Annotated in this window: 11 protein-coding genes; 7 read left to right on the top strand and 4 right to left on the bottom strand. The window is 65.0% G+C overall.

Annotation, left to right across the window (positions count from 1 at the left end):
* Positions 1-75 precede the first annotated feature (75 nt).
* Entirely contained in the window at positions 76-1,137 is a 1,062-nt protein-coding gene (locus ACFWV3_RS20670; RefSeq protein ID WP_382413005.1) for a ThiF family adenylyltransferase, read from the top strand.
* Here the strand turns inward: ACFWV3_RS20670 and ACFWV3_RS20675 are convergent.
* Complete coding sequence (locus ACFWV3_RS20675) at positions 1,111-3,594, bottom strand: ATP-binding protein (protein WP_382413006.1); 2,484 nt, start codon at positions 3,592-3,594, stop codon at positions 1,111-1,113. The genes ACFWV3_RS20670 and ACFWV3_RS20675 overlap by 27 nt on opposite strands.
* On the opposite strand from ACFWV3_RS20675, the gene ACFWV3_RS20680 reads away from it, so the two are divergent.
* Complete coding sequence (locus tag ACFWV3_RS20680; protein WP_382413007.1) at positions 3,578-5,617, top strand: ATP-binding protein; 2,040 nt, start codon at positions 3,578-3,580, stop codon at positions 5,615-5,617. The two genes, ACFWV3_RS20675 and ACFWV3_RS20680, sit on opposite strands and share 17 nt — an antisense overlap.
* Before the next feature lie 129 nt (positions 5,618-5,746).
* On the opposite strand, the gene ACFWV3_RS20685 is transcribed toward ACFWV3_RS20680, so the two are convergent.
* Positions 5,747-6,571, bottom strand: coding sequence for a helix-turn-helix domain-containing GNAT family N-acetyltransferase (locus ACFWV3_RS20685; RefSeq protein WP_382413008.1), 825 nt, complete (start codon positions 6,569-6,571; stop codon positions 5,747-5,749).
* 99 nt (positions 6,572-6,670) lie between these two features.
* On the opposite strand from ACFWV3_RS20685, the gene ACFWV3_RS20690 reads away from it, so the two are divergent.
* Positions 6,671-8,008, top strand: coding sequence for an NAD(P)-binding domain-containing protein (locus ACFWV3_RS20690; protein WP_382413009.1), 1,338 nt, complete (start codon positions 6,671-6,673; stop codon positions 8,006-8,008).
* Positions 7,998-9,182 (top strand): MFS transporter, encoded by a 1,185-nt coding sequence (locus ACFWV3_RS20695; protein ID WP_382413010.1) that lies wholly within the window; start codon positions 7,998-8,000, stop codon positions 9,180-9,182. The genes ACFWV3_RS20690 and ACFWV3_RS20695 overlap by 11 nt, the downstream gene beginning before the upstream one ends.
* Before the next feature lies 1 nt (position 9,183).
* Here ACFWV3_RS20695 and ACFWV3_RS20700 read toward each other — a convergent pair whose 3' ends face one another.
* Both ACFWV3_RS20700 and ACFWV3_RS20705 read right to left on the bottom strand, forming a co-directional pair.
* Positions 9,184-9,390 (bottom strand): heavy-metal-associated domain-containing protein, encoded by a 207-nt coding sequence (locus ACFWV3_RS20700; protein WP_382413011.1) that lies wholly within the window; start codon positions 9,388-9,390, stop codon positions 9,184-9,186.
* A 25-nt stretch (positions 9,391-9,415) separates the two neighbouring features.
* Positions 9,416-9,691, bottom strand: a complete 276-nt coding sequence (locus tag ACFWV3_RS20705; protein ID WP_382413012.1) for a metal-sensitive transcriptional regulator — start codon at positions 9,689-9,691, stop codon at positions 9,416-9,418.
* A gap of 373 nt (positions 9,692-10,064) precedes the next feature.
* Here ACFWV3_RS20705 and ACFWV3_RS20710 point away from each other — a divergent pair, with 373 nt between their 5' ends.
* The 3 genes from ACFWV3_RS20710 to ACFWV3_RS20720 are packed head-to-tail and all read left to right on the top strand — an operon-like array spanning position 10,065 to position 13,268.
* The gene (locus ACFWV3_RS20710; RefSeq protein ID WP_382413099.1) at positions 10,065-12,455 is read left to right on the top strand and encodes a molybdopterin-dependent oxidoreductase; all 2,391 of its coding nucleotides are present in this window, start codon (positions 10,065-10,067) and stop codon (positions 12,453-12,455) included.
* Between the two features lie 27 nt (positions 12,456-12,482).
* Positions 12,483-12,833 (top strand): ArsR/SmtB family transcription factor, encoded by a 351-nt coding sequence (locus ACFWV3_RS20715; RefSeq protein WP_382413013.1) that lies wholly within the window; start codon positions 12,483-12,485, stop codon positions 12,831-12,833.
* A gap of 42 nt (positions 12,834-12,875) precedes the next feature.
* Positions 12,876-13,268, top strand: a complete 393-nt coding sequence (locus ACFWV3_RS20720) for an ArsR/SmtB family transcription factor (protein ID WP_382413014.1) — start codon at positions 12,876-12,878, stop codon at positions 13,266-13,268.

The following is a 13,268-nucleotide window of genomic DNA, read 5'->3' on the forward strand; positions in this document are numbered from 1 at the left end:
TCCTTCGCGAGGAGTCCGATCTGGTGCTCCGCTGCCACAAGAACGACGCGAACAGCTGAGCGGGGGAGCAGAGTCATGCGAAGCCCCTGCGTCAAGCCCGAGCACGTGCCGTTCCTCATCGGCGAGGACCGGGTGCAGATCGGCGGCACGGTGCCGGGAATCGCGGGAGCGATCAAGGACCCGGACGGATGGTGGTGGGCGTTGCTGGTGCTCCTCGACGGGACGCGGGCGGTGGACCAGGTTGTCGCAGCCATGGTCCACCGCTTTCCCGCACATCCGGAGTCCGACGTGCGCGACGCCCTCGACGTGCTCTACCGCGAGGGCCACCTGTACGACGCCGACGCGCCCGATTCCGATCTCGACCAGCGCCAGCGCGAGTACTACTCGCGGGCGCAGTCGTTGTGGCGGTTGATGGACCGCACCCCGAGGCGTGGCTACTGGGAGGTTCAGGACGTGTTGCGTGATGCCGCCATCCTCCAGATCGGCGTCGGTGGCGTCGGTTGTGGAGCTGCCATGGCCCTGACCCAGTCCGGGGTGGGCAGCCTGCACCTGATGGACCCGGACGTCGTCGAGCTGTCGAATCTCGCGCGACAGTGCCTGTACACCTACAGGGACATCGGCGCTCCGAAGGTCGAGGCTGCCACCCGTCGCCTCCGGGTGCACAACGAGGACGTCGAGATCACCGCCGAGCAGGCCGCCGTCGAGGGACCGGAGCAGTTGCGGCGCCTCGTGAGCGACTACGACCTGCTCGTCATGGCTGCGGACGCGCCCACGCAGATCCGCGACTGGGCGAACGGCGCGTGCCTCGTCACCGGCACGCCGTGGGTGTACGGCGGCTACCACGGGCCGCTGCTGGTGGCCGGTGCGTACCGGCCGGGCTTCGGAGCGTGCTTCCGGTGTACCAAGTCCCCCTCCGCTGAGCCGGAGATCACGGAGTGGCCGGGTGAGGTTCCCGCCTTCCAGGCGGCGAGCCCGGTGTCCTCCGCCTACGCGGGGATCACCGTCGCGCACCTGGCGATGAGCCTGCTCACCGGCGTGCCCTCGTTGCCGCACAACCACGAGTACCGGTTGAACCTGGTGAAATGGCGCAGCGAGATTCTCACGGCACCGTCAGCCGGCTGCCCTGCGTGTCTCTAATTCGTACGCCTGTTGCCTGAGCTCGGTGGCTCGTTCGTCACTGAGCAGGGTCAGCAACTCGGCCGCCTCGTGCAGACAGCGCGAGGCGGCCGATGTACGTCCGACGCGCGTCAGCGAGGCAGACATGATCTTCAGCGTAGTCACGCGGTCCGCAGTGGCGACTCCGTCGACCGCCAGCGACCGCTCGCACAACTCGATCGCGATGGTGTCGTTGCCGAGGCCCTGGTACGCGATGGCGACGTTTGTCTGCGCGTACGCCACGCCGATCTCGTCGCCGGCCTTGCCGCGCAAGGCCAGCTCCTGCTTCGAGAACGTCATCGCCAGGTCAAACCGACCCATGGCCGCGTGAAGCTGCCCAAGGTTGCACACGACCGTCGCCTCGGCCAGCAGGTCCCCGGTCTGCTGAGCCACCGGCCACGCAGCCTCGTAGAACGGCAACGCGTCGGCGGGGCGCCCGCGGTCCCTGCCGTCGGACCCGAGCCCGCACAACGCCTCGTACTGCCGCTGAGGGTCGCCGCTGAGCTCCAGCACCGATCGAAAGTCGGCGTTGGCGGCGACGTAGTCACCCACGATCCGATACGTGTTGCCCCTTCTGACCAGCAAGAACGTTTCGGCCTCCGCATTGCCCGCCGATCGCGCCGCGAGCAGCCCGTCGTACTCGGCGTCGAGTCGGTCCCGCCACAGCGATCGCCTGCCCAGCGGCAGATGCCGGGCGGCGCCGGCCAAAAGCACGACGGCCGCCGTCAGCCCCTTCTCGGCCGCGAGCCGCCGGACCGCCACCAACGTGGTGTGCTCGACGTTCAACCACTCCAACGCCTCCTCACGCGTGGTCACCGGCAGCGGCACGGCGACCGGCTCGACCGTGGTCGCCAGCCGCGCCTGTCCCGCGAACGCGATCCGGTCAGCCGCGTCCGCGGCCCACGCGTACCAGGTCAGCAAGCGCGTCAACGCCGCAGGACGTTCGTACTCGTCGGCCGTGCGGGAGGCCGCGTAGGTGTGCAGGAGGTCGTGCACGCGGTAGCGCTGCGGTCCGACCTGATCGAGGAGGTGTTCGTCGGCGAGCTTCTCCAGTAGGCCAGCCACCTTGTCGAGACCGCCGCCGTCGAGCGCTGCGGCGGCGTGCGGCCCGAACTCCACCGCCGGGTGCGAGCCGACCAGCCGGAACATCCTCGCCTGTGGCGGGGTCAGTTGCCGGTAGGACCAGTCGAACACCTGCGTGATCGCACTGCGTTCGTCGCCGGACCAGTCGAACGCACCCAAGCCGCCCCTGATCTCCCGCACTACGTCCGCCACCTCGACGAACCTGTTTGACGCCACACGCGTCGCCGCGATGCGCAACGCCAGTGGCAGCCGTGCGCAAATCTCCACCAGTTTCTCGACGGACGTGCGCTCCCGTACCGCGTGCTCCGTTCCAATGATGCCCGCGACGAACTCGAACGCCTCGTCGATCTCGAACAGCCCAACCGGGATGTCCATGGCGCCGTTTCCCACCGACAGTCCGTGCAACGTCTTGCGGCTGGTGATCAGGACGAGGCATTCAGCCGCGGCCGGCAGCAACGGCCGGACCTGCTCGGCACTGGCGGCGTTGTCCAGCAGCACCAGCGTCCTGCGGTCCGCCAGTATCGATCTGAACAGCGCGGCCTGGGCGTCAGTATCGGTGGGGACATCCGCGTTCGGCACGCCCATGGCGGCTAGAAACCCGGACAGCACAGTGCCGGGCGTGGCGGGCGAACCGGGCCCGAAGCCACGCAGGTCGGCGAAGAGCGCGCCATCGGGGAACTTGTACTTGATCTCGTGCGCCCACCAGATCGCGAGTGTCGACTTGCCGACGCCGGGCGTTCCGTGCAGCACCAGGACGGTCGCCGTTTCGACACCGTCACCACGCTCCGGTAGATGTCGTCTCAGCGCGGCGGTCTCCTGCCGACGCCCCGCGAAGTCCCGAACCCGGCCGGGAAGCTGCTGCGGGATCGGTGGTGTCGCCGGGGCGGACATCACGACTTGGCCGATTGAGCCTGCCTGCACCACTCGCCCGATGACGGTGCCGACCTCGTTGTGCACCTCGCCGATGTCCGTCATGGGTTCGAGTTTTGCCAGCGGACCGCGTTCTCTGGCATCCGGACCGGCTTCACCACCCGAATTGCGCAACGAGGCTGAGATACGCGGGTGTCGTCGTCTGCTGGCCGACGTTGGTGCAAGGTTCGGCTGCTCGGCGCCGTCGAGATCGTCGGTCATGACCCTCGTCCGACGCGAGAGAGGTTGGTAGGCACGTGCGCACTTGGAGATCTTCGTAGCTGACGTGCTTGTACACCCGACGCGCAAGCACGACCGTACGCCGTCGACCTGATCCAGTTCGACCGCCGGTTTCCGGCTCGCCGGTGAAGCCTCATGTCTGTGCAGTGCTGCGCCTATAGAGTAGGCGTCCCACAGGTTGAAAGGAGTAATGGTGGCGCTGACCACGTCTCTGGCGGGGCGGGTTCGGAACACGAGCCTACCGAAGAGCCATTCACTGCTGCCCTTGCTCGAAGCCGTAGTCAACGCACTCCAAGCGATCGACGTCCGTTTCGGCGATGATGTCAGTCAAGGGCGTCTCCGGATCAGCATCGAGCGTAGCTCGCAAGGCGAGCTCGACTTCGGATCGACCGGTCCTGGCCGTGTGCCGCTGAAGCCGATCGTGGGTTTCGTCATTGAGGACAACGGTGTAGGTTTTACGCCGGGAAATATGAGTTCGTTCGAAACTTTGGATAGCGACTACAAGTCATTGCAAGGTTGCCGAGGTATTGGGCGACTGCTTTGGCTGAAGGCATTCGATAGAGTTTCTGTGCGCAGCGCTTACGAGGACGATTCCGGAAGCCTGCGCGGACGACATTTCAAGTTTTCTGTGGCGCGTGAGGTTGAACATCTCGATGAGCCACAAGGGTTCGCCGAAACCGGTACGGTCGTGCATCTTGACGGGTTCAAGGACTCCTTCCAGAGGAGTGCGCCCAAGCGAGTTGACGCTATTGCTCGCGAGATCTTCGAACACTGCATTTGGTACTTTCTTCGTCGGGGAGGTGCGCCCGACGTCGTGGTCGTTGACGATGAGACCGTGTCTCTAAATGATCTCATGGAAGAGTTTGTATTCTCGGAGCTTCCGCAGTCGGAGATCGAGATCAAGGGCAATAAGTTCGACATGCTCAATCTCTGTCTCAAATCTTCGGCACGTAACCTGTCGCCGCGCCTGTACTGGTGCGCTGCAAATCGGGTCGTGATTGAAGAAAATATTGCGAGCAAGCTGCCTGGGCTGTATGGGCGCTTGAAAGACGACACTGGCGCAGAGTTCACATATGTCTGCTATCTTTCTTCAGGATATCTGGATACCCACGTTCGTGCTGACCGAACGGATTTTGTGGTCGACGAAAGTGTGGGCACTTTGGATGACGAAGATCTTTCGGTTGAAGAAATAAGATCGGCAGTCCTGGAAGAAGTGGAACGGCTACTTGCTGCTCCGCTGGCTGCTGCTCGCGAGGAAGGCAAGGCGCGGGTGAATGAGTTCGTGAGTCAGCGAGCTCCTCGTTATCGGCCTGTCCTAGCCAGGATCGACTCGCTTGGTGTCACGGTAGATCCAACTGTCAAGGATGCGGATCTTGAGCTTATTCTGCACCGCAATCTGCAGAAGCTAGAAGCTGCGGCCGTGGAGGAAGGGCAGGCGGTCTTCGCCGAGGTCGGGTCTGTGCCGCTGGAGGACTATCAAGAACGTTTGAAGCGGTACCTAGATACGATCAGTGATATCAATCAGTCTGATCTGGCGGCTTACGTCTCTCGTCGTAAGGTGATCTTGGATTTGTTGTCGAAGATCATCAAGAGGAACGAACAAGGACGTTACTATCGCGAGGATGCTGTTCACTCGTTGCTGATGCCGATGCGTGTCGACTCAAACGATATCGGCACGGATGCGTCCAATCTTTGGATAATAGACGAACGACTTGCTTTCCATGACTTTTTGGCTTCGGACAAGACGCTCAAAAGCATGCCCATTACTGGCTCGGACTCGACAAGAGAGCCTGACCTGCTCGCCACCAGGCTTGTTGACACGCCTGTGCTGACGGCTGAAGGTGAGACGCTGCCCCTTCCGTCGATCGTCGTCGTTGAGATCAAAAGGCCTATGCGAAACGACGCTTCGGAAGACAAGGATCCGATCCATCAGGCGCTCGACTACGTGAAACGCGTGCGTCGTGGCGGCATGATGACCGCTTCTGGTCGTCGGATTCCTGAGTCGCACGAGGCGCCAGCCTTCTGTTACATCCTGGCTGATCTGACGCAGACCATGATCGATAGATGTGAGTATGCCAACTTGCGGAAAACGCATGACGGCATGGCGTACTTCGGTTTCAATGAGTCTGCAAAAGCGTATATTGAAGTAATTTCATTCGACAGGCTCGTTAATGCTGCGAATGAGCGAAATCGGGCGTTCTTCGACAAGCTGGGATTGCCGTCAAGCTAGTACCTGTTCCTAGTTCGATTGGCAGGGGACTTCCTTGGCTTGTGTGCTCGCCTCGAAGACCGATGGTCTCTGGTGTCGACGGCACTGTAGTCTTCGGCGAATGGAGCGTTCAATAAATCCGATCGATTGTTAATTTGAGGTTCGGCGCTCGAGGAAGACGGTGTCCCGCCACACGCCGTGGTGCTGTGCAATCCGTTCGCGGACGCCGAGGGTGCGGAAGCCGGCTGAGTGGTGCAGAGCAAGGCTCGCGCGGTTCTCCGGGAAGATCGAGGTCTGCAGGGTCCACAGGTCGCCTTCATCGGCGGCAGTGACCTGCTTGTAGAGCAGAGACTTCCCAACTCCGCGTCCACGGAAGTCCGCGCCCACGTAGACCGAGGTCTCCGCCACGCCCGCGTAGCAGTTGCGGGTGGAGACTCGGGTGGCGGCGGCCCAGCCGGCCACCTCCCCATCGATCTCGGCCACCCAGCGGTGGTCGGGCAGCCATTTGGCTTCGAGGCTTTTGCGGGACGGGGTCTCGGTCTCGAACGTCGCGTCGTTGGTTGCGATGCCCTCCTCGTAGATCCGGCGTACCGCCGTCCAGTCGCTGGGCTTTAAGGCTCGGACCAAGATGTCGGTCGGTAGGTCTTCGGGGCAGCACGGTTGTGGCGCGAGCACTCCCATAACAGCGTCGGCGGCCTGGGGTAGGCCGGTACAGCAGGAGGGGTTCACCGAGACGAAGGTGGTCGTGCGCTCGCGGCGGAGCAGGACGAAGCGGACGTCTGCCAGCTTGCGCACGTGGTGTGAGCATGTGGACTGGCTGATGCCGAGCAGTTCGGCCATCTCTCCCACGGACACCGGGCGGTCGGCGGTCGCGATGGCGTGCAGGAGGCGGACGCGGGTCGGATCGGAGAGGCAGGCGAACCAGTTGGCGTAGGTGCTTGCGTCCTCGACCTGAAGGGGTCCCGTCGTCGTCATGGGCGAAGTATCGACCGACGTCGATGGTTGCGTCAATCGATTCCGGTCGATACAGTCCTGGGTAGTTGAATCGATAGCCATCTATTTAAGGAGCTTCCGGTGACCGGGTTGCCTGTGGTTGTGGTGGGGGCCGGACCTGCGGGTCTGTCCGCGGCGGCGCATCTGCTGGAGCGAGGGCTGCAGCCGTTGGTCCTTGAGGCTGGCGAGCGTGCGGGGGCGGCAGTGGAGCAGTGGCACCACGTCCGTCTGTTCTCCAGGTGGGCCGAGCTCATCGACCCGGCTGCAGGCCGGCTGCTCGACAGCGTTGGCTGGCAGCGGCCCGACGATGACGTCTACCCGACCGGTGCTGAGTGGGCCGAGGGGTACTTGCGTCCGCTGGCCGCGGCGTTGGGCGACCACGTTCGGCTTGGTGCGCGCGTTGCCGGTGTGGCTCGGCGTGGTCGCGACAGGGTCGTCACCGACGGGCGGGAGAACGAGCCGTTCACGGTGCACGTCGAGACTGCTGCGGGGGAGGAGCGGATCACGGCGGCGTCCGTGATCGACGCTTCCGGCACGTGGGGATCGCCGAACCCGCTTGGTGGAGACGGTCTGCCCGCTGCCGGCGAGCGCGCGGTGGCGGATCAGGTCAGCTACCGGGTTCCGGACCTGAGCGTGCCTGAGGTGCGGTCGCGGTATGCGGGCAAGCGCGTCGTGGTTGCGGGCAGTGGGCACTCCGCTCTGACTGCGCTCGTGGCACTTGCCGGGCTCGCGGAGGAGACCGGCACGCGGATCGTCTGGTTGCTACGGCGTGGTGCTACCGGCAACGTCTTCGGTGGCGGTGCGGCCGACCAGCTGCCTGAGCGCGGTGCGCTTGGTCTGCGCGCGAAGGAGGCTGCTGACGCGGGGCACGTGCAGACGGTCACAGGCTTCCGCACGGCGTCCGTGTCGCGGGCCGACAACGGGACGCTGGTGCTGGAGTCGTTCGAGGGCCACTCGCTGGACGAGGTCGACGAGGTCGTCGTGCTCACCGGATTCCGGCCCGACCTGTCGTGGCTGTCCGAGATTCGCCTCGAGCTCGACTCCGTGTTGCAAGCCCCGACGAAGCTCGCGCCGTTGATCGACCCGAACGTGCACTCCTGCGGCACCGTGTACCCGCACGGCGAAGCCGAACTTCGTCACCCGGAGCCGGGCTTCTACCTGGTCGGCATGAAGAGCTACGGCCGTGCGCCGACCTTCCTGTCGCTCACCGGCTACGAGCAGGTCCGGTCCGTGGTGGCGGCGATCGCCGGCGACCGGGAGGCGGCGGAACGGGTCGAGCTGGTGCTGCCCGAGACCGGTGTCTGCGGTGGCGCCGGTGTCTTCGACGAGCCCGCTCCGGCCGAGGCCGAGTCCAGCTGCTGTGGTGCGCCGTCCGGTCCGGTCGAGGTGTCGATCGGCATCGGGGCCAGTGCGCGTTGACGGAGTCGTAGCGGAGCCCAGCAGCCGCCCTGGGCTCCGTCGTGCGCTGGTCGTTTTGTGCACCACCGAGATCACGAGCTGGGGCGTGCTCTACTACGCCTTTCCGGTTCTCGCGCCGTCGATCAGCGTTTCAACGGGATGGTCACTCACCCAGCTGATGCTGGGTTTCTCGGTCGGGCAGTTCGTCGCAGCGATCGTGGGCGTCCTCATAGGACGATGGCTCGACCGGTTCGGTCCCCGGCTGATCATGACTGCCGGCTCGGTCCTGGCGGTCGCCGCGGTGATTGCCACCGCGGCGATGCGATCTCCGTCGTGGTTCTTCGTTGCTTGCGTTGTCACGGGTGTGGCGAAAGCGGGAGTCCTCTACCAGCCGGCATTTGCGGCGTTGACCCGTTGGTACGGATCGGACCGCGTGTCCGCGTTGACGATGGTCACGTTGGTGGGTGGGCTGGCCAGCACTGTTTTCGCGCCGATAACCGCTGTCCTTGACGAGAACTTCGGTTGGCGCCAGACCTACGTGATGCTCGCGGTCCTGTTGGGAGTCATCACGATTCCCCTGCACGCCTGGGGACTTCGTCTCCCATGGCCGCCAGTGGAGCCCCTCGGGGTTGACCCGCCCAGTGTAGTTGCGCGCAGTCGTGCGTTCGTCATGTTGGCGATCGCAATGACGTTGGCCGCGTTCGCGGCCTATGCGGTTGTCGTCAACCTCGTTCCGCTGCTGACTGAGCGCGGGATGTCCACGACTGCGGCCGCCTTGGCCCTCGGACTTGGTGGTGCAGGCCAGGTTCTCGGCAGGCTCGGCTACGGCAAGCTCACCGCACGCACCACTGTGCGCAGCCGTACATCGCTGGTGCTCGCGGCCTCGGCCGCCACCACAGCAGTGCTGGGACTGGCGCCAGGTCCTGCTGTTCTGCTGGTGGCGGGTGCTGTGCTGGCCGGCGTCGCCCGCGGAGTGTTCACACTCGTGCAGGCGACCGCCGTCACCGACCGGTGGGGACCGGTTCACTACGGAAGGCTCAGCGGCCTGATGGGTGTGCCGATCACCATCGCTGCCGCGGTCGCTCCATGGGCCGGCAGCGCGATGGCCTCCTGGTTCGGCGGCTATGCCCCGGGATTTCTCGTGCTGGCGGCTGTCGGCACGGTCGCGGCGCTACTGTCTCTCCGCAGCGCCTGAGTCAGGCGACGAGCACGTAGCCCGCCTCGACGATGGCCGCACGCAGGATCTCCTCGTCGACCGGGTGGGTGCTCGTCATCGCGACCTTGCCCGAGTCCAGGTCGACGTTGACCGTCTGCACGCCCTCGAGTGCGCTCACCTCCTCGGTCACGGCTGTGACGCAGTGGCCGCAGGTCATGCCCTGCACGGTGAAGGTGGTCTCGGTCATGGAGGTTCTCCTCAAACTGACGGCGTCAGGAACGGACGAGTCGGGCGATCGCGGCGCTGGCCTCGGCGAGCTTGTGGTCGGCTTCCTCGCCGCCCTCGGACAAGGCCTCGCCGACACAGCGCTGGACGTGGTCGTCGAGCAGTCCGAGGGACACGGATCGCAAGGTGGTGCAGATGTCTGCGGTCACGCGAAGGACATCGATGCAGTACGCGTCCTCGCGCACCATGCGTTCCACGTCCCGCACCTGGCCCTCGGCGCGGCGCAGTGAAGCGAGATGCTCGGCCGACGTGTCGTCGTGCATTCTCCGCCCCCCGTACCGGTCAGATGACACCGCAGGTGTCCATTCGGCCACTTGACTCGACAGATGTCAATATAGAGACATATCAAATCAGCATCGGCGGATAGTGATTTGGGAGAGTTGCGCACTTGGTGTAGTCCATTGTGGACGTTAGGCCTGATTAGATGGAATTGCGTATAGACAGCTATCTAACCAGCTCGTAGGCTTCCCCGGCGTTGACTGCGTCGAGGGGCTGAGGGGGCCGGTCATGACCGCACAAGAAGGCATGTCTCGCAGGGGTTTCGTTTCGGGAGCCGCCCTCACGAGCGCGGCTCTCATGGTCGGGGCACCGGCCGCAGCACATGCCGCACCAGAGACGTCGGCTGCCCCGGACGGGCTGGCTGCCTCGGGGGGTGGTGCAAGCGCCCCGCTCGGGTTCACCAAGGACTCGGCGGCTCTTCAGGTCGACAAGACGGTCGCCTCGGCCTGCCAGTTCTGCAACTCCAACTGCAAGTTGCACGTGGGACTGCGCGCCAATCGGATCATCAGCGTCGAGGGAGACCATGACGACCCGGTACAGCGCGGCAACATCTGCGTAAAAGCCCCGATGATGGCCGAACTGGCCTACAACCAGCTGCGCCTGACGACGCCGCTCGTGCGTACCGGTGGCGTAAAGGGTTCGGCGGACTCCACGTTCAGGCCGGCGTCATGGGACGAGGCCCTGGATATCGTCGCGAAGCGACTGCTCCGGTTGAGGGACAGCGGCAAAGCCCCCGCGATCGCCAACCGGACGACAGGCCGGCTCCCTCGCGGTACCGGTTCGCTGGTCGCCAGGTTGTTCGCGCTGCTGGGTAGTCCGAACAACACGGACGTCGGTCCGGTCTGCAACGACGCAGGCGGGAACGCGCTCAAGGCATCGTTCGGGATGGGGAACTTCACCAACGGCTACGGCGTCGACGGAGCCACGGGCAAGGACGACCTCGGCTCGGCGCGCTACTTCCTCTTCCTCGGTACCAACCAGGCCGAGACGCACCCGGTCACCTTCGACTACCTGCTGAGGGGTCGCAAGCGCACCGGCGCGAAGCTCGTCGTCATCGACCCGCGGCGCACACCCACCGGTGCCGAGGCCGATGAGTGGCTCGCGGTCAAGCCGCACACGGACCTCGCGTTCGTGCTGGGCATGCTGCACCACATCGTGACGAACGACCTCCACGACCGGAAGTTCGTCGAACGGTGGGTTCTCGGCTTCTCCGAGTTGCGCGACCACCTCAAGAAGTCCGGCTACACCGTGAACTGGGCCGCGAACGTAACGGGAATCCCGGCGAAGACGATCCGCCAGGTCGCCGAGGAGTACGCGGGCGCGAAGCCTGCCTCGATCTTCTGCAACGCCGGCATCTCGCACCAGCTCGGCGCCTTCGACACCTACCGGGTCCTCACCTTCCTGGCCGCTGTTACCGGCAACATCGGCAAGCTCGGCGGCGGGTGCAACTTCATGCACAACACCTGGCCTGGTGACCTCGTGCTGCCGCCGCTCACGGTGAAGACCCCCGATGTACCCCAGGCGCTGCCGGTCGGTCCCGACTACTTCGCCGAGTCGATCCTCAGCGGTAAGCCCTACCGTCTCGAAGCGCTCATTACCCAGGGCAACCCGCTGATCTCGTCGGCGAACACCAGCAAGGTGAAGCAGGCTTTCAAGGAGCTGGACTTCTATGTCTACACCGGCCTCTTCATGGAGGAGGCCGCGTACTACGCCGACGTCATCCTTCCCGTCTGCAGCGCATTCGAGTTCGAAGGCGTCTACATGCGGCGCGACGACCGTGCGATCAGGTGGCAGCAGCAGGTCGTGCCGAGGGTCGGCCAGTCCAGACCGGACTGGGAGATCTGGATCGACCTCGCCGCCGCGATGGCGCGCAACGACCGCAAGAACCCGGCCTCGTACTGGACGGACGCCTTCCCGCAGAAGTGGAAGGACTACTCCGTGCTGTGGCAGGAGTTCGTGGCTCGCACGCCCGCCATGGGAGGCATGACCAAGAGGCGGATGGAGGCGCGCTCCGAGCCGCTGCGGTGGCCGTGCCCGTCCGAGAAGCATCCGGGCGTCAGCGTGCTGTTCCAGGACCACCCGTCCTGGTACGAGGTCACCGAAGCCCTCGGTGCGAAGGGCAAGAGGTTCCTCACTCCCAGCGGAAAGATCGAGATCTTCACGCCTGAGCTCGACAAGGCGCTCGCGCCGTCCGGCCACACCGCGTTGCCGATCTTCTACACCCACCCGGAGGTCACCGGGGCGCTGCCGACGCTCGCTTACCAGTCCGGCTTCATCACGAACCCGGTCAACCCGCAGGCGGTGACGAAGGCCGTGAAGCTCGGGGTGCCCGGCAGCGACGCCGTCCACCGGGAGTTTCCGCTGATGGGGACGACCGGCCGGCCGAGTGTCGTCCACTTCGCTTCCGTGACGCACTGGACTCACACGGGCGAGCAGCTCAACGGCATCCGCCTGGTGCAGATCCACCCCGACACCGCGCGGCGCTACGGGATCGCGGACCGCGACAGCATCATCGTGAAGAGCCCGCGCGGTGAGGTGAGCGGCACGGCGCTGTACTGGCCGGCCATCCGCGAGGACACGATCTTCGTACCGAACACGTTCGGCCCGATGCAGCAGGTGGGCGACCAGTTCGGCGACCCGCGCTACGAAGCGGTGAACACGCTGGTCGACGACGCTCTGTACGACAACCTGTCTGGTCAGCAGGCCTACAAGGTCTTCGCGTGCAGCGTGCGGAAGGCGCCTTCATAACGAGCCGACTCACGTACGCTGTCGCTTGTGACCTCGCGGAACGCTCCAGAGCTGCCGATGATCGCGGACGAGTGCGTCCGGGTGAGTCTCATCGCCGAGCCTCTGGGGCGTCCCGAGGCGGCACGTCTGGCCAAGCTGCTGAAGGCCGTCGCTGACCCTGCACGTCTTCAGCTGCTCAGTCTGGTCCACGCCGCCGCCGAAGGCGAGGCTTGCGTCTGCGATCTGACCGAGCCGCTGGGGCTGAGCCAGCCGACGGTGAGCCACCACCTGAAGATCCTCGCCGAGGCCGGCATGCTGACCAGGGAACGTCGGGGCACCTGGGTCTACTACCGCCTGGTCCCCGAGCGCTGGAGTGAGCTTCGTGACCTCTTCGGCTGACGTTCCTTGCACCCAAATTAGATGGGTGTCAAGATAGATGGCATGGCCAAGCTGAAGTCGGTTGATGGAGCGTCGTCTTCGGAAGCGTGCTGCCCACCGGTGCTGTCGACCCCGTTGGAGCCTGAGCGTGCCGCCGACGTGGCCAAGATGTTCAAGGCGATGGGCGACCCGATCCGGTTGCGCCTGCTGTCGCTGATCGCGGCGTCCTCGGCGACTCCCGAAGGGGAGTGCTGCGTCTGCGATCTGACCGATTCGTTCGAGCTGACCGGCCCCACGATCTCCTACCACCTGAAGATCTTGCGTGAGGCGGGTCTCGTGGAGTCTGACCGCCGCGGCACCTGGGTCTATTACCGCCCGGTGCAGGAGAACTTCGCCAGGATGTCCGCTCTGCTGGCGATCCCGGGCATGCCGGCTGTAGCAGCTGCGTGTTCCTGA

Origin of the sequence: Lentzea sp. NPDC059081 (assembly GCF_042738015.1) — a bacterium.
In the GTDB taxonomy this organism is placed as follows: Bacteria; Actinomycetota; Actinomycetes; order Mycobacteriales; family Pseudonocardiaceae; genus Lentzea.